Origin of the sequence: Vibrio sp. CAU 1672 (assembly GCF_029223195.1) — a bacterium.
Classification (GTDB): Bacteria; Pseudomonadota; Gammaproteobacteria; order Enterobacterales; family Vibrionaceae; genus Vibrio.
On sequence record NZ_JARHUF010000019.1, the window covers coordinates 1 to 17,021 of the forward strand.

11 protein-coding genes are annotated in these 17,021 nt (G+C 46.1%); 2 read left to right on the forward strand and 9 right to left on the reverse strand.

The window, feature by feature from the left end; translation table 11 throughout:
* Positions 1 to 568 precede the first annotated feature (568 nt).
* On the forward strand, positions 569 to 2,440 hold the full coding sequence (locus P2G85_RS15725) for a methyl-accepting chemotaxis protein (protein WP_275865013.1): 1,872 nt from the start codon (positions 569 to 571) through the stop codon (positions 2,438 to 2,440).
* 72 nt (positions 2,441 to 2,512) lie between these two features.
* On the opposite strand, the gene P2G85_RS15730 is transcribed toward P2G85_RS15725, so the two are convergent.
* The 9 genes from P2G85_RS15730 to P2G85_RS15770 all read right to left on the reverse strand — a co-directional run bounded on the left by P2G85_RS15730 (position 2,513) and on the right by P2G85_RS15770 (position 14,356).
* Complete coding sequence (locus P2G85_RS15730) at positions 2,513 to 2,821, reverse strand: hypothetical protein (RefSeq protein WP_275865014.1); 309 nt, start codon at positions 2,819 to 2,821, stop codon at positions 2,513 to 2,515.
* Positions 2,822 to 3,046: 225 nt separating this feature from the next.
* A complete protein-coding gene (locus P2G85_RS15735) occupies positions 3,047 to 4,204 on the reverse strand; it encodes an aromatic amino acid transport family protein (protein WP_275865015.1) in 1,158 nt (385 codons plus the stop codon).
* 783 nt (positions 4,205 to 4,987) lie between these two features.
* Positions 4,988 to 6,310: a CoA-disulfide reductase gene (locus tag P2G85_RS15740; protein WP_275865016.1), complete on the reverse strand. Its 1,323-nt coding sequence runs from the start codon at positions 6,308 to 6,310 to the stop codon at positions 4,988 to 4,990.
* Between the two features lie 77 nt (positions 6,311 to 6,387).
* Positions 6,388 to 7,794, reverse strand: coding sequence for a cation:dicarboxylase symporter family transporter (locus P2G85_RS15745; protein WP_275865017.1), 1,407 nt, complete (start codon positions 7,792 to 7,794; stop codon positions 6,388 to 6,390).
* A 37-nt stretch (positions 7,795 to 7,831) separates the two neighbouring features.
* Positions 7,832 to 8,215 (reverse strand): RidA family protein, encoded by a 384-nt coding sequence (locus P2G85_RS15750; RefSeq protein WP_275865018.1) that lies wholly within the window; start codon positions 8,213 to 8,215, stop codon positions 7,832 to 7,834.
* A gap of 24 nt (positions 8,216 to 8,239) precedes the next feature.
* Positions 8,240 to 8,908, reverse strand: coding sequence for a PAS domain-containing protein (locus P2G85_RS15755; RefSeq protein ID WP_275865019.1), 669 nt, complete (start codon positions 8,906 to 8,908; stop codon positions 8,240 to 8,242).
* Between the two features lie 1,279 nt (positions 8,909 to 10,187).
* Positions 10,188 to 11,618: an alpha/beta hydrolase domain-containing protein gene (locus tag P2G85_RS15760; protein ID WP_275865020.1), complete on the reverse strand. Its 1,431-nt coding sequence runs from the start codon at positions 11,616 to 11,618 to the stop codon at positions 10,188 to 10,190.
* A gap of 337 nt (positions 11,619 to 11,955) precedes the next feature.
* Positions 11,956 to 13,317, reverse strand: a complete 1,362-nt coding sequence (locus P2G85_RS15765; protein WP_275865021.1) for an alpha-amylase family protein — start codon at positions 13,315 to 13,317, stop codon at positions 11,956 to 11,958.
* 655 nt (positions 13,318 to 13,972) lie between these two features.
* A complete protein-coding gene (locus P2G85_RS15770; protein ID WP_275865022.1) occupies positions 13,973 to 14,356 on the reverse strand; it encodes a DUF2703 domain-containing protein in 384 nt (127 codons plus the stop codon).
* A 371-nt stretch (positions 14,357 to 14,727) separates the two neighbouring features.
* On the opposite strand from P2G85_RS15770, the gene P2G85_RS15775 reads away from it, so the two are divergent.
* A complete protein-coding gene (locus P2G85_RS15775) occupies positions 14,728 to 16,923 on the forward strand; it encodes a hypothetical protein (protein WP_275865023.1) in 2,196 nt (731 codons plus the stop codon).
* Positions 16,924 to 17,021: the final 98 nt, after the last annotated feature.

The window sequence follows — 17,021 nt, forward strand, 5'->3', positions numbered from 1 at the left end:
CTCATCCACTACGGTGAGTTTAAAAGCGAGGGAATAATCGCGCTGAGTTCTTTTATTTGTTGATTTCATAACACTCTCCAATTTTGGGGTTGGAAAGTGTCAACCTTATTTAGGACGGAACACCGATAGCCAAAAAGGCCTTACAGATGTAAGGCCTTTTTTTTTACGTCAGGTTCCCTAACACTTTGGCAATATAACTGTTCATATGGCAAACAACCAAAGGATATAAAAACTGTCCATTTATGAATAAAAAAGACAACTTTTTAGTTCAAATTCATCATTTTAAGTTATTAAAAAAAGCATTAAAGAGCTGGTAAACCGGAGCCTGAAAGCCGATATCTTAATTTTATTACCATTTTATGACAGTTGAAGATCAAGACGAGCAAAATCACATTTTTAATCAAGAATTCGCTTTCTTAACAAAAATCCTCAACTTTCCCTAATAATTCTGATAAATCTGTCGATAGATATTATAAGCACAACATATAGTGCACCGACCACACATCTAATCACTCAGGGAATAAGAAGTGACTGTGGAACTCGCTAGCCGTAAATATAGAGGGACACCATGAAATTCAGACACAAAGTCGTTACCGCATCCTCAGTACTATTACTTGTCACCGTATCGCTGCTGTCTATTCAACAGGTACTGACTGTGCGCGATCAGATCGAGGAACACGTTGATACCAGCGTTAAAGAGATTTTGTCTAGTATCGGTAACACTGTTACATCCGAGATGACGGCCAAAAAGGATCTCGCCCAGTCACTGACTGAGGTCATCGAGATTGACCCAACCAACCGTGACTACGTTAAATCGGTCATTGAGATGCCTAAACCAAAATCCAGCTTTCTTGCCATCGGCTTTGGCTACCAGGCTGATGGTGCCGTTATTGAAAATGACGATAACTGGGATGCAGGCCCGGATTACGATCCTCGCCAACGCCCATGGTACATTGATGCCAAAAGCAACGGCAAACTGGTCGTGACCAGCCCATATGTCGATGCGTCTTCAAAAAAGGTCATCATTTCTATCGGCACCCCAGTGAAACAGCATGGCCAGTTCGTAGCTGGTATGTTTTACGATCTCGAGTTAACCAAACTGGCAGAGCTCGCCAACCAAGTCAATGTCTTTGACGCTGGCTATTTGTTTTTGGTCACGGAAGATGGAACAACCATCGCCCACCCCGACGCGAAAAACAATGGCAAGCAACTGTCCAGCTACCTGCCTCAAGTCAATCTGAAAGCCGGCTTTCAGCATTTTGACATAAACGGTAAACCCTACATGGTGTCGTTAGCTCCTATTCAGGGTGAAAACTGGTACGTCGGAGCCCTGATCGATGAAGACATTGCGTTTTCGGCGGTGACCAAACTGCGCAATAGCGCGATGATTTATACCCTGATTGCCGTGATTGCTTCGATTATCGCTTTAACCATTTTGATCCGCATGCTAATGCGTCCGCTCGATCAGCTTAACACTGCCATTCAGGGCGTGGCTTCTGGCAAAGGCGACCTGACGCAAAGACTGGACACCGACACAGACCAGGAATTCTCAGAGCTGGCTAAGGGCTTCAATACCTTCATGGAAAACCTGCAACAGCAGATGATCGAATCAAAGCAGATCTCTGCTGAGATCCTTGCAGGTACTAAGGTATCGGCTGAAGGGGCAAAAGGCTCGGCCTCAGCCATTCAGACTCAGCTACAGGAGCTGGAACAACTGGCGACTGCGATGCATGAAATGTCGGTCACCGCCAGCGAGGTGGCAAACAACGCCCAGGGCGCGGCAAGCGCCGCCAAAGAAGCGGATGAGGCGACGTCGCAAGGTTCAGCAGTGGTCAATGACTCGACTCAAACTATTAACCTGCTGGCCGACAGCATCGATCAGGCTGTGGAAGAAGTTCAGGGACTGGAGTCAGCCACTGCCAATATCGAAACCATCCTCAAAGTGATCAACGATATTGCCGACCAAACCAACTTACTGGCGCTAAACGCGGCGATTGAGGCCGCTCGAGCAGGAGAGTCCGGACGCGGTTTCGCCGTAGTGGCCGACGAAGTGCGCACCCTGGCTCAGCGTACTCAAGAATCAACCACAGAAATTCGCAGCATGATTGAACAGCTTCAGTCAGGCGCCTCTTCAGTAGCCAGCGCCATGCAGCAGAGCAAAGGCAGTGCGGTGGACGCGGTTGACAAAGCTGCGCAAGCCAACGAGTCGTTACAGCGCATCCGTGATGCAATCCAACGAATTTCCGATATGAATTTGCAGATCGCATCAGCCGCTGAAGAGCAAAGCCTGGTGGCAGAAGAAATCAACAACAACACCGTTAACATTAAAGATCTATCCACACAAGTGGCGGAGTCGGCAGGCCAGACTAACGAAGCGATGCATGCCCAGCATGAAAATGTACGCAAACAGGATGACATTTTAAACCGGTTTAAGGTTTAACTCTGTCGCGCCATACTTTGCATTGGCTGCAACATGAACTAAAAACAGCGAGCAAAGCTCGCTGTTTTTAGTTCAAAGTACAATATGAATATACTGGTCACGTGAACGCTTGTAATAGTGGCCATCTACTTTCAGGTAAGTAAGGTTGCCTATTTTTATATAAGTTGCATTGCTTGGCACCCGCTTGTAATGATAATAGCGGTGCTTAGGTTTATGTTTAGGGGATTTATGCTTTACCACCACAACTTTACCTGGCTTGTGGTAGTGCTTGTGATGATGCTTGTGGCCAGGTTTATGTTTTGCTTCGGCAGCCACGTCACTGCTGTACGCGGTAAACAAGCCCAGGACCGCCACCATACTCAACGATATCAGTTTCGACACTTTACTTCCCTTATCTCTGATCTTCCTCCAGGGTAAGTTTTCCGCCGTTTCTACTTGTCAGTTCTGGGTAATTCTCCGGTTAAAAGCCCCCAATAGCATCGTTAGCAAATGTACTCATAACAACTGTTATCGAGCCATAGATACAACAAAGCGCACTCATGCGGTGCGCTTGGTATTAATTACATCTGTAGTAATGTCACTTCACTTTCGCAGGACTGCCTGCCGTTATACCGCTTGAGCAAAGAGCAAAAAACAGCCGAACAGGAAAATCAAGCTCATGCCCATGACTCCCCCGCCAGCTTCATAGACATCTGCATCAAAGGCAGGTTGGCGACGTACTTTGAGTGTCATCGATAGTGGGACAAACACCGCAAGAAAGACCAGAATAATACCGGCATAACTCAGAATAGCGAGGAAGTGCTCAGGAGCAATAACAGCACCAAGCAGTGGCAGGATAAAAGTAGCAACAAAGATGACCGGCTTGCCGGCTTTGAGGATCTCTGCATTCTGATCATACAGCGCCATTGCCACGCCCAAGAACGAGGTCAGCAACGCCAGTCCGGTAAAGGTCGATAGAATCGCCTCAAGCCCGTCATACTCTTTGCCGAGTACCCGGATCAATTCTGACACATTAGCAAACTGAACCAGTTCATGTGGTGGCAGGTTACCAACCACGGCAAACAGCCACAGCATGTAACATACGAGAGGAATCGCCGAACCAACAACAATCATATTGCGCAGCTCTGTTTTACTTGCTTCTTTGTTGTAAGAGACCAGAGACGGGATCACAACCACAAAACCAAAACTGGTAAACAGCACCGAACTGGTTTTGATCAGGGCAATTTTGTCCTCACTCACAACTTCATTTAAGCCGGCAAATGAGACACTCGGCGTAAGCGCAAACAGCGTGACCACCAGCGCAATGACCATACCGGCAAACAACGCCCGGTTAAGTTTGTCGACCGCAGCCGTACCGGACGCAACAATCACCCCTACCAGGCACGTAAAACCAATCTGGCAGGTGACAGTAGAAAGAGTTAATCCCGCCGAAGCAACCAATTGCTGGACTAAATCGCCCGCGCCGATGATGTATGCCATCAATAAACATACCAGCAGTGCATACAGCAGCGCATTAGTCACCAACTGGCCGCCACGTCCCAGCGTTTCACGCGCGATCGCATTCATACCCGCGCCGCCGCCAACTTTACAACTGGCTTCAAGCAGCAACAGCGCCGCATAGGTGGTGCCACCCCAGATAAACAACATCAACAATGTCCCCCAAAGGAGACCAAATTGTGCCAGGACCATAGGGATCGCAAGCATACCTGCGCCCAGTGCCGTTCCCGCAACGATCAGGGAACTGCCAACAAGTTTAAGGTTCACGGTTAATACCTCTAAAGTTAATCCGTTTGTATAGAAAGACTCCAGGCCTGGTTCAGGGGCCCGAATGATAAAAACGACACTGCCTCGCGCATAGCAAAAGCCATGCACGGAACAAGGTTGGCTTACAGCGAAGCACACCAATGGCATCCCAAACAAGGGGTCGTTTCAGGCGGGGATCCGATACGTAACACGGTTTCATCTTGGGTTCGAAGCAAAATGAAAGCGCCAGAGTCACATATCCAAAACCCAGCTGTTCGTTTAAGGTTCACCGAGATTGTAAGATAATTACAGGACAAATAGAAAGATTATTCTTTTATATGTAGGCAAATGTTTCTGCATTTAGTTTATAGCTGATACATTTGTTTAGTTTAAAGGCAATTGACGCTCAAAATCACTATCAAGTGATGCCTGTTTTTCTCATCAGGCCGTGCGCAGCATGGTGTACAATAATCTTTACAATATAGCCCGGCGGATTCGCTTCACCCTCCATAGCGCCGCGCCAGCAATGTCGCTATTATTCCCAGCGTAACGACAAGTTACGGTTCACATACCTCTAAAAACACTGATTTACGGTTCGAAAATTTAGGTAAATGAGTGTCGAAATGCTGGGATAGGTTCACCCAGCATTTACTCTTCTTGTCTTCCTCTTCTGATTACAGGTCCCCTTACTAGCCCTGCACGATAAACACCTGTCTTTTACCAAGCAGCACCTGTCTTTTCAGTCTCGAAGAACAAAAAAAAGCGAGAGTTTCCCCTCGCCTATAACCATAAAACATTTGAGTATTATTTCGCCACATTACCCGCGACATTCAATGCATCCCAGGTGCGGGCGAATGGTGGTGCATAGCAGAAGTCCATGTAGCCGAGCTGTTGCGTGGTCATCTTCGCCGTAATGGCAACCGCCAGTGCGTTAATACGGCCGACGGCGCCCTTCTTACCGACGATTTCGCCGCCCAACAGAACATTGGTTTCCGGGTGGTAAACCAACTTGACTTTGATGTCTTCCTGACCCGGGTAGTAATCAGTCTGGTTTTTGTCCGAGATGGTCGACACCTTCACTGCCAAATCATGCTCTCTGGCCATCAATTCAGACACACCGGTACATGCCAGTTCATAATCCAGCACTTTCAAACAAGATGAACCTAAAAAGCCCGTCATGTAAGTGTCTTTACCCGCAAGTCTGTCTGCCATCATGCGTGCTTGCTTATTTGCAGTGGTTGCCAGCGGCACATAAACCGATTTTCCCAGCGCCATATGATGCACCACGGCACAATCGCCCACCGCACAGATGTATGCATCTTCTGTGGCACCAAACTCATCAACCAGCAATGCGCCGTTTGCTGCTTTGGCCAACTCGAAAGCTTCTGTATTTGGTTTGAAGCCAAGTGACATGATCACAATGTCCGCCTCAACATCACCATTGTCAGTTGCTACGATGTAACCGCCCTGCTCAGCGTCGCGAATCGCCGATACGCTGCAACCGGTTTTCAGCTCAGCGCCAGACTCGCGGATCGCACTTTCTACCACCTCAATCATTTCCGGGCTGAACTGGCGGCTCATTATGTGTTCTTCACGCTCAATGATGGTCACGTGCTTATCTAAGCCGTGCGCCGCATCAAACACCTCGAGACCGATGAAGCCACCACCAATCACACAAACGCGTTGTTTACTGCTGTCCTTAAGTGCTTGTTTAACCGCCAAGCCATCTTCCATACTGGTTAGCGTGTATACATGTTCTGGGTTGAATTCACCAAATGACGGAACGATTGGACGGGCACCCGTAGCGATGACCAACATATCGTAATCCATGACGCTCTCTTCGCCTTGATGACAAATCGTGATCTGCTTTTCAGCGCAGTCTACCGCCACCATTTCCGTTTCGATGCGCACGTCCAAGCCTGATTTGATTGCTTGCTCTGGCGTGCGAGAAATCATGCGCTCAGTGTCATCAAACATGCCACCAGCAAAGTAAGGTAAACCACACGCACCAAACGAAATGTAATCACGTTTATCCAACACAATCACTTCATCCGATGGCTGATTACGTTTGTATTTCGCTGCGAAACTCATACCAGCGGCACTACCGCCTACGACAACAACTTTCATATTTACTACCTAAATAACCTGAACTCAGGAAAAACGGAAGAGCACCCGCGTTGGGTGCTCTTAGTTAAGTTTGGAAATTACACAACCGCTTCTTTTGTTACTGTTGCAGCAACATCAGCGTTGTATTGCTCAGCGTTTAGTGAGCCATTCTTCTTCGCGGTTAGCACACCTGACAACATTGAACCTGAGATGTTCAGTGCAGTACGAGCCATGTCAATTAGCGCTTCGATAGAAACCAGAATCGCCACCACCGTAATGTCCAGACCCATGATGGTCAGCACCGCTACCGCTGCGAACGTTGCACCGCCACCAACACCGGCGATACCGAATGAAGCAATCGCGATAACCGCAATCAGTTGTAGGACAAAGCCGAGGTCAACTGGCATACCCATCACTTGTGCTGCCATGATGGCCAGCATTGCCGGGTAAATACCTGCACAACCGTTCTGACCGATACTGGTACCGAATGTCGCAGACATGTTTGCTGTTTCTTCGTCCACACCCAGGCGTTGAGTTTGGGTTTCAACGTTGAGTGGAATCGCCGCCATACTTGAGCGAGAACCGAAGCCAAACACTAGTACCGGCCAGATTTTCTTCATGAATTTCGCCGGAGACAAACCGAACATTGACACCATCACAAAGTGGATAGCGAACATGACACCGATTGCCACGTAGCTTGCCAGTAGGAAGCGTCCCATTTCTGCAAGTGCGAACAAATCGTTAGTCATCATGAATGTAGTCATCAGAGCAAATACACCGTAAGGTGTCAGCTTCAGAATTTCACGCACCATTGAAAGCACCACTTCTTTCGCTGAGTTGATGAAATCAACGAAATTTTGCACTTTCTCAGGCTTACGGTTTTTCACTTGCAGGATACTGTAGCCCAGGAACATACCGAACAGCACTGTCGATAGTGTCGAAGTACGCTGTGAACCGGTTAACATGTCAAAGATGTTGGTTGGGATGATAGACAACGCCATGCCAGAAAGGCCGCTGCTCGCCAACGCATCTTGTGTTGCAATTAGAGAGTCACCACGAGCTTCGATAGCACTGTTAGTGCCAATTGTGCTCACTAGCACGTTTGCATCGATACCGAACAGGTAAATACTTGCGATGCCCACAGCCGCAGAGATAGCACAAGTGAAAAGTAGAATACCGATGATTTTCGGTGCGATACGCGATAGCGCACCACCACCTTCTACGTTCATGATCGAGGAGATCATCGCCACGAATACCAGTGGGATAACGATCATTTGTAGCAGCTTGATGTAGCCTTTACCAAAAACAGAAATCAGCTCCGCAAAACCAGCTGTTGCAACGTTGCCGACACCGAAAACAAGCTGAATAGCACCACCGAATAGCAAACCAGCAGCAAGTGCGCTTAATACGCGGAAGTTAAAACTCTTCTTTTGTTTTTTGAAGTTCGCGAGTAGCGCGTAAAACCCGAAAAACAGGATGCTTAATGCAATAAATGAAACGCTCATGAGAATCTCCTATTGATGCCCATATTTTTGATAATGTTTACTTTTTGTAAGCAATGGCTTCAACTTCAACCAATGCATCTTTTGGTAGTCTTGCTGCTTCAACGCAAGAGCGAGCTGGTGCGTTTTCTGTTCCAAATACCTCGGTGTACACTTCATTAAATGCTGTGAAGTTTTCCATATCCGATAAGAAGCAGGTTGTCTTCAACACTGTATCCAGACCGGCACCACATGCCTCCAGTACAGCTTTTAAATTTGCTAGCGATTGACGCGCCTGCTCTTTGATGCCGCCTTCAACAAACTGCATGCTTTCTGGAACAAGTGGCAATTGACCTGAGGTGTAAACCATTTCGCCGTAAGCCGTACCTTGTGAGTAAGGGCCGATAGCAGCAGGTGCTTGTTCAGTGGCAATGATATGTTTCACGATATAACTCCTAAGTTATTAGTTTTATTCTGATTTAAATTCACGGATGAACTTGTAAACTGCCTGACGGCTGATCCCAAGTTGCTCAGATACTTGTGTGGTCGTCTCTTTCAGCTCAAACACGCCGTTATCAAACAAATAACGGATGATGGCTTTATTACGACCTTTGGCCGAAACTGTCGCGTCTTGATCCACTTCCGCCGTGGCTGTGCTTAACGCCTGCTTAATCACATCATTGGCGTTGTTGCTGAATGTCTCGCTGACCAAGGTTTGCGACACATTGCATTGCGGCAAAAGCGTTTTGACAATTTCAGGGAATGGGAATGATAAATTCATGTTGATACACAACATGCCTATCGGTTTTAGCTCCGGACCAGCCAGAATGCACGTGGTCGATTTAAGCAATGAGCCATCTGATGCGTTAGTGAAGTAACTCTTGGGCGAGACCTCGCCCGTCTTCTCAAACTGACTCCTCATACGTAAGCCTAAATCAGTAATTGGCGAGCCAATTTCACGCCCGGTGTGGTGGCCGTTAACAATCTTCACCACGGAGTTATCTAAGCTTTCAAATGAATGGATCACCACTTCACAATGTGCCCCAATCAAATCGGCAATCGTGTCTGCGAGGCGAAAATAGTTACTCAGATATTGCCTGTCCTGGTCGGTAAATCGAACTTGCTTCACATGCATCATTTTAGTTTACATTCTTAAACTCAACGACGAGAAAAGTACCGTTTTTAATTTATTTCGGCAATACAGCGAATACTTATTTAAACCTAAAACTGCCTTTCTAAATTGTCCTAAGAGACCTTACAAAAGTGTATTAGCCGATTATCATTTGAACTCGGTCACTCAAAAACACCCAATTGGGTTTAATTATTTAAACTTAGTCATAGTTTAAATAATTAAACCCAATCTTTTCAGTTTTTGACAATTTAATGATCTAAAACAAAATTCGCTTTTTGCTTAAATAAACCGAAGGAATAAACCAATTAAAAGCATTTGCAAGGCTCATTAATTTAGTTGATTGTAATTTATGCATTATTCATCAATAATATAATGACACCAGCATTAATACGTGCAAATTATTTAACGCCTTTTATATATAACGCAAAACCCATCACCACAAGCAATGAATAAACATGACCTTCAGATGACAAAAAGAAAATATATATCAATTAAATTCGGACACTGTTTGTCCGAATGTCGTTCGTATTTGAGCGCTGCTCTAGAGCAGCACAACAGTAAACAACCAACAAACCAAACTCATCTAACTGAAAAAAAGACAAAATCCACAATAACTTCAAATTGCTGACAGCCACGTTCACATAGGCTTAAGACCACCAAAAGAGTTGGAGATGACAAAACTGCTCGTTGGCGGGGAAAAATTCTCATAATTTAAAAAAGAAAAACACTTAAATAAGCAAGCATTAATAATGTTTATGAGTTCAGTTTTTAATAATCACACCAATTATATATTCAGTTACAACCTCAAGTACAATAAATACTCAACGTATATTTTTGAAGCCTATGTCATATAGATATTATATCAAAGACGGGTAATACTCGAACTCATTCTACCCACCTAACTTCACGCGCGAGGCAAAGGCTCGAATCAAGCAACCACCAAAAACTAAAATAAATAGCAGGGGCAACTTACAGTAAAAACAGGTAATAATGATTTCAACGTTACTGCCTGATCTTGTTCATATTTCATCTGACTGGCGTTTGTGGACTGGCTGCTTAAGCCAAAAATACACCAGCACTATATAATGCAACAGTATAATTCACCTGGATAATCAGATGCCAAATTAAGCCTTGAATAAAGTACTTAACATGCTCTCACATATTTATAGCTCCCATTCACTGCCAGACTAAAATGCACTGGTTACTTTTAACTGTTATCCGGCTACCCAGCAAGCCCCGGAAAGGGGCTTGGTATATATAGCTCAAAGTGCCTGACTGGATGGCTTTACTCAACCCAATGAGGCATCTCTTTGGCATCGGCCTGTTCTATCATCTGCAACCCGTCTTCCATTAATAAATACCCCTGGAGAACGGAATACAGCACCGAACTGGTAACCTTAAACAGGTAGTCCTCTTTGGTCGGGTAAAGCTCGGCAAGTTGCTCTGGTGAATAAGGCTCAAACGTGCCACCGTTGGCAAAGAAAATCCCGCCACCTCCGGCGTAATTGAAGTCAATACCGCCATAGGTTCCTAATGGCGCACCAATGCTGACCTGATCATTCACACGGGTTGGTATATGCGGTAAACGCACCCCGCCCTCAGCAACCCCGTCTCCATCTTGATCAGCCGTATAAACTTTACCGCCACTCCAGCTTTTCAGGCTTGGATCAAACCGTGAATCCAGGAAAACCACCGGTTCTGTGGCTACAGGCACAGCATCCATAAGTTGGCTTTCCGCCGCCGGCACCCCGTATTTAACTTGCAGATACAAGTTCCAGAACGAGGCTCGGACCGCGGGGATCACCGAGACCGGATTCTGCCTGAACTCAAATCCGCTGAAGATCGCCGCAAACGGCAGAAACTGGGCATCAATGTGGGCAAGCCCTGCGTAGTCATAAATCGCCAGTATCCCGGACGGCTGCCTTAACGCACCCTCCCCCAGCGCAAGCTCCACTTCACTTTGGGTATTGAACGCCACCGTAGGAACATGATGTTGTGGAGGCTCAGTGCAGTAGTGATAACTCCACGGAAACTCTCCATCCCGCAAGGCACGGCAAATGCCTCCCGCCACGCCTAAAAACAGACCATCAAACATCGGCTGTGATGGCTTACCGTTGAGATCATCGGTTAATATTCCCGCCAGCAGTTTACCGGTTTGTGACCAACCAAAGGCAAGCAGGAGATCAACCTTACACCGGCTTGCCGAAGGCAGGTATTTATACAGCAATCCTTTACGAAGTGCTTGGGACAACTGGTCAAACACGTGATAGCCATCGGTACTTCTTTCGATCTGGCCATTAGCCAGTACGTCCGTGACGCTCTTATTCCACTGCGCCGCCACGTAAATGAAACCATCATCCCCCCCTCTCCCGGCAATAAATGTTTCGCCGAGAAACTGCTGCGCCAAATTCAGCGTGATGTGCCCGAGCGGTGTTACCGGGAATTCAAACAAGACACTGTTTACCACATCGACGATCACCGTATTATTGCAACTACCTTGTGGCACTAAGGCGCTAAAAGGCACACTAAACTCACCACGAGAGCGATCACTACGTTTGAAGTCTGATAAGAAATCGGCGTTAATCCGGTAATAGGGCTTGCCGGCCAGAGAGACAGGCTCAATGTCTACATTAGACAACACTGGATTCGCATAAGCCGGCAGGGCAAACAACACACTGAGTATGATAATGAATTTTGTTATTGCTGGAACTTGCATAGAGCCCCCTGTTAAAGGCCGGAATTAATGACAAAATTATTAATGACAGTCTAGTCCACAAAATTGTTGAAGCAGCTAATAACTATTCTCAAATTTAAGAGTGGCAGGCCATGAAAAGCCGGTTGGTAAAGACAGAGCGTTAATCGAGGAAACACATATAACGCTCAAAATGACTAAGGTTTTCCAGACGTAACATGATAAACCGTTCGGGTTCAGATAAACCTTTCACAGCCAATTTCACAATGGTTCAACGAACAAAGCGGATCAGCACCTGTGCGCTGACCCGCTTTGTAATTAATCAACTGTTGGCCGAACAGGCCCCATAGACCAGGCTGAATTAACCTACCAACTCCGAACTAAGCAACATCATTGCACTCTTCGCCGGTACTTTGATTTCACAGCCCAAAGTCACCTCTTGATCCGTCAACAGATCATGCATACTCCCCTCTCCGGGCAAAGTGAGCGTCTGTGGACGTAATGACTTGTTGAGCACCACAATGCCTTTGTCACCCCGTTTAAACACCAACATATCGTCGTTACCTTCCAGCACAGTCATCTCCAACCCATGTACCATACGATGGAAGGTAATCATGCTGACCATACGTGGATCCTGCCAACTGTTCTGCCATCTTGGCTGGCCGTCCTTGCCTTTGATGCCACTGGTGTCCAGATCTGTGTAAATCAGTGGTACGCCACCATCACGGCCTAAAATGTAGGCATACGCCAGCCATTCGTCTTCTTCCGCCATGATCGAATCTAAGAACACGTCATTGTTTGGAATATCGTGGGTAATGGCAAACGTGATCGCACGCCCTTTAGATAACGCCTGACCAAAACAGTACGGATCAATCAGCGACTTAAAGCTGCCTTTTTTACTGAACGCCTTAAAGATGGTCGAGAACAGCGGGAAGTCGTACGCCCCCAAACGGGTTTCTTTCAGGTATGGCTCCAGGAAAAGTTCATACTCCTGTTCCGTTGCGCCACCATCTGTAATGATTTCACCAAAAATATGCACGCCATCGGCGATATCTTCAGTCCACACCTGCTTAAGGTGTTCCAGTGTCATATGTTTGGCCGCATCAATACGGAAACCTTTCACGCCAATTTCTTTCAGTACCTGCAGATAGGCACGCTGCTGCTGCACCACATGATCACACACGCGCAGAGTCGGCAGGCCCGGATCGGTTGGTCCGCCGGTGATACGACCATTCTGCACCTGCCACTTGTCCTTCCAGTCTTCAATACCGAATGCTTCGACAAAATCGTCTTCGGTGAACAGCGGCTTACTTAAGTCGCCGAACAGCTTGAGTGAATCATAGTGCGCCTGCTCGGCAGCATACTCACTTAAAACCTGTTCACGCGGGTATTTGAGGTCGCTTCTCAAATGAGCTTCGTTTGCCATATGGTTGAACACCACATCGACGTACACGAGCACACCATAGCGCTCCAGTTCGGCGACCATGGCTTTAAAATCACGGGTGTTACCCAACGCATTGTCGATAACACGATAATCTTGAGGTTGATAACGCTGCCACCAGCGCGCATCTTTAGCGCTTTTCATTGGTGGGGAGACCAGTACGGAGCCGTAACCCAGTTCATGAATTGCTTTTGCTTGCTTGGCGATATCTGCATATTTCCAATCAAAGGCATGCAATATCACGTTAGCGTTGCCTGCTTGCGATGTCTGTGAGCCTCTCATCTCTATCTCTCCTAGTTAGGTTTTCACTCTTTGTTAAAGCCGAACGACAGGCCCGAGTGAATCAATAACAAAAATTATAAGTAGAAATGGCGCGGCTCCCTCACCCTTACGCCGTTATGCAGAGGCGGAAAAAAAGGGCGTAGACGTACCACAACGAGCGTATCTGCGCGTCAAATTCGGCCAAGCCTGGCTAAACAGTAAATGCGGACAGCAAAAATACATGATTAAGTTAATGATTTATATGTTATTTATATGCCAATTAGTATTCCTGTAGGATTATAGACAAGTACTACCATCTCACAGGAAACCCAGTCTTGAGCGATAAAATGCATGCAATAGGTATGAAATTAAATAATGAAAAACTGCTAACTAAATCACGTTTAGTATTGTTGTTTAACCAAGCAAGCAGTACAAAAAACTGTGTTGTTGGTTCAAATCTCGAAGAATATGACAGAAAGCAGACATAAAAAAGCGGGAGAATAACAAAGTTCACTGGACATTTTCCGACAGCAACTGCCATTGAATCATACCTCTCTGAATAAAGAAGCCTTTGTTATTGAAGCCACAAACCTCACTCCTGTGGTTCAGGTTAGGGTTATCTCCGTAGTTTGGTTAAGTAACGCCAATTAACACCGTGAGATATAACACGACTTACCTAGCAGCACCGGGTAATTTGACATATGACCTGACGAATAAGCGATGCCGGTATCTCTTCATAGAAACTCCCATCAAACTCAACCGTTCGGCATAACGTTGCTTTGCCGGAGAGTTGACTACATGACTCACAATGGCTCTGGTATGACCGGGCTTCAGGTAGCAGTTCCTCTATCGGCTTGCCATTAAACAAAATGACATTTGATTCTGCGACGTTCTCTGAAGTGAGTTTGGTTTCCTTAAACTGTATCTCCCAGCCCATGGTTTTACACTCTTCGCGAAGTTTCCTGATAGCGTCTTGGAGTGCTTTACCTGTACCGGAGCACCGGCAACAAGTTTTACCTGCCACATCAAAATGTTTCCATTCGATTTCCAGTGTTTGCATTTATACCTCCCATGAGGGCTAGCCAATAACATAGCCACACCTAGTGCAGCGATCAAAGCAAGCTGACGTTGTCATGCCACATTCAGATTAATCAAACGCGCTGGCATAAGTATAGGCAGTGAAAGGTCAGCATGACCTTCTGAAAAGTGCTCGAATGGACATCCATCAACGCGATCATCAATGAACAGAACGAGTTATTGGTGCAATTAGGTCTCCGTTTTCTAGTGGCTCTTTGATAAAGAACACTCACTTAATTTTGCTAAACATTGACGTGTATCAACAGAGCGTTCGGTTTGCTGGGTATACCAACAAACACATAGAGTTTGTGCTCTAAAATACGACTTAGTTAAAAGAAAAAAAAGGATCTGGTTATGTTGTCTATCAATAAAACGTGTCGTGCTATTTGGGTTGGGCTATCTTCACTCGCCATCGTTTCTTGCGGTGGTGGCGGCGGTGGTGACGGAGGCAGCGACCATAACACTGATGGAAATCAACAACTGCCGGAAACGTCATCCTCTCCGGGTCTGTTTTTAGGCCTCAATACTTCTTCAGATTACGTCGGCACCATTATTAGTGATGGTGCGACTGCGACGTTGTTAAATGACGTAAGTGGTAGCCAGGCCTACGCGAGCGGGATTATTTATCATTCCGGGAGTAACGAGATCGTTCTTGCTCGGCAAAGCGCCAGTTTGCTCATGGATACCGTTGTGTTAAATGGTTACCAGTTCAAGTTCATGACTGGCACTGACGGTACATCTAGTGTGGTCGTGACAGAACCAGATGGTGTGACCGAAACCTATTACTTTGATAAAAATGATCAATTGATTATCGATCAACCAGATAATGGCTCAGACACTAATACGGATCCAGAAACCGGTGAGGACTCAAATGGTTCAAATTCCGGTGACACTGACTCCGGTGACACTGACAATGCAGGCCAATCTGAAGACAAGCCCGTAGTAAACGGGAATGGTACATGTGTAACCAACTACACCCTGATGGGAGAAACGCTCTCTTATTGCCACAGTAATATGCCCTTTGACAGTATCCCGGACATGTGTACCTTAAAATGGCATCAAGAAAATGTTGCACCGAGCAATGGGGCCATTTACCACTCGGTAATTTATGATGATGCTTCGTGTGTATCTCGTGGATATCCTTACGAAATAACTAAAGACCTGTGGGTCGATTTTGATCCATTTGCGCAAGCTTCCGGTAGTGCCTCACACTGCGCATCCCTTAATACATCCTTAGCCAGTGAGGTTAAAGCTTGTATCGATGAACGCGAGGCGGACTTTGAACGCCAAATGCCATCTGATGTCAAATCGCTCATAGTGATCCGAAACTTAGTGTTAGCAGAATACGTCAGCCTAAGCAGCGCCTTAGACAATGCGATTGAGTTCATTCAATCTGTTCCTGATTTGCTTGATTCCAATGAACTTAATTTTAGTGCGAGTAACGAGCCACGATTGAACGATGTGCTGGATTCGTTTGATCATCAGGCGTTAGATACTGTCGAGCAATTATCAGATGATTTGCTCTCCATGTTTGAAGATGTCGCAGAGCATGAACTTGCTGAGCGCTATAAGGAGACAGGCGGAACCGATCCTTTATTTGGTTATGACGGTGATTTTTTAGACAGCGAGGAAGAACCTCAGACAGGCCAGTGCTTTGGAGTAAGTAAATCCGATCTCGATCCTAAAGTAGGAGGGATTGTTGGTAGCATGTGTGACATGCCTTACACCAAAATTGTGCTAGGCAAAGCGGTAACATCGCTAAGTGACATCAGAGATTGCTTCGCGCAGATTGATTTCGAGAACGATCTATTCATATCGGAGAAGTCGAGTTACCTTGCTTATGACTTTAACCATTATGCCTGCCATATGCGTCCGAAAGGTCAAGTTCATTTCTATCTGCCTGATGATTATGGCCGTTTAGGTATGCGTGCCACGGTTGAGTATGACGAAGACGGTTACACTCACGGCTTATATCAGAAGTACGCCAAGAATGCAGAAAGCCTGGTTGAGTATACGGGCCGTTACTCACATGGTTCTAAGGTAGGGCTTCACACAACCAATAATGTGATGCTGTGTGATTACGCTGTGTCTCCGGAATCCTGTGATAAAGACAGTGTGTTCTTTTATACCCGGCACAGTGATATCAACTGGGCGGTGGATACAGACACTATCGCTGCTAATGAGGACATTTTAAAAGAGCGTTTCCGACCTCCGTATATGCCTGATATTAAGCAAGGTAAATACACGTTCTATTACCAACACTTAATAAATGAGCCAAAAAAGGTAGGGACAAATAAAGCCGATAAAAAATCTGGTGCTGAGCAGCATTTTGTTGGTGCGTGTGATGGTAAAGAGAATATCGATGGTATTTGGTATGGTGTCGATTTACCAGTAAAAGGCTTTGTTCATTACGAAAGTTACATCTACGGCGATGACGGTTTCCTGGATGAGATCGAAACTACCGAAGAGGGCCGCTCACTTTACTTCAGTCGTGTCGAAGATCCATTTTTTGGCCAGGTTCTCTGTTATATCGAAGGTGAAACGCGATAACGCTTTTATACAACAACCCGCTACTTTAGCGCAGGATCAAAACACATTAGCCACCTCACCCCACTCTAAGTAACGAGGGTAAAAAAGCAGGGTCATTC

What these genes read in the sequence shown, in the direction of transcription:
- P2G85_RS15725 (WP_275865013.1), top strand. Translation starts at nt 569, where the DNA reads ATGAAATTCAGACACAAAGTCGTTACCGCATCCTCAGTACTATTACTT.
- P2G85_RS15740 (WP_275865016.1), bottom strand. Translation starts at nt 6,310, where the DNA reads ATGAAAGTTGTTGTCGTAGGCGGTAGTGCCGCTGGTATGAGTTTCGCA.
- P2G85_RS15745 (WP_275865017.1), bottom strand. Translation starts at nt 7,794, where the DNA reads ATGAGCGTTTCATTTATTGCATTAAGCATCCTGTTTTTCGGGTTTTAC.
- P2G85_RS15755 (WP_275865019.1), bottom strand. Translation starts at nt 8,908, where the DNA reads ATGATGCATGTGAAGCAAGTTCGATTTACCGACCAGGACAGGCAATAT.
- P2G85_RS15760 (WP_275865020.1), bottom strand. Translation starts at nt 11,618, where the DNA reads ATGCAAGTTCCAGCAATAACAAAATTCATTATCATACTCAGTGTGTTG.
- P2G85_RS15765 (WP_275865021.1), bottom strand. Translation starts at nt 13,317, where the DNA reads ATGAGAGGCTCACAGACATCGCAAGCAGGCAACGCTAACGTGATATTG.
- P2G85_RS15770 (WP_275865022.1), bottom strand. Translation starts at nt 14,356, where the DNA reads ATGCAAACACTGGAAATCGAATGGAAACATTTTGATGTGGCAGGTAAA.
- P2G85_RS15775 (WP_275865023.1), top strand. Translation starts at nt 14,728, where the DNA reads ATGTTGTCTATCAATAAAACGTGTCGTGCTATTTGGGTTGGGCTATCT.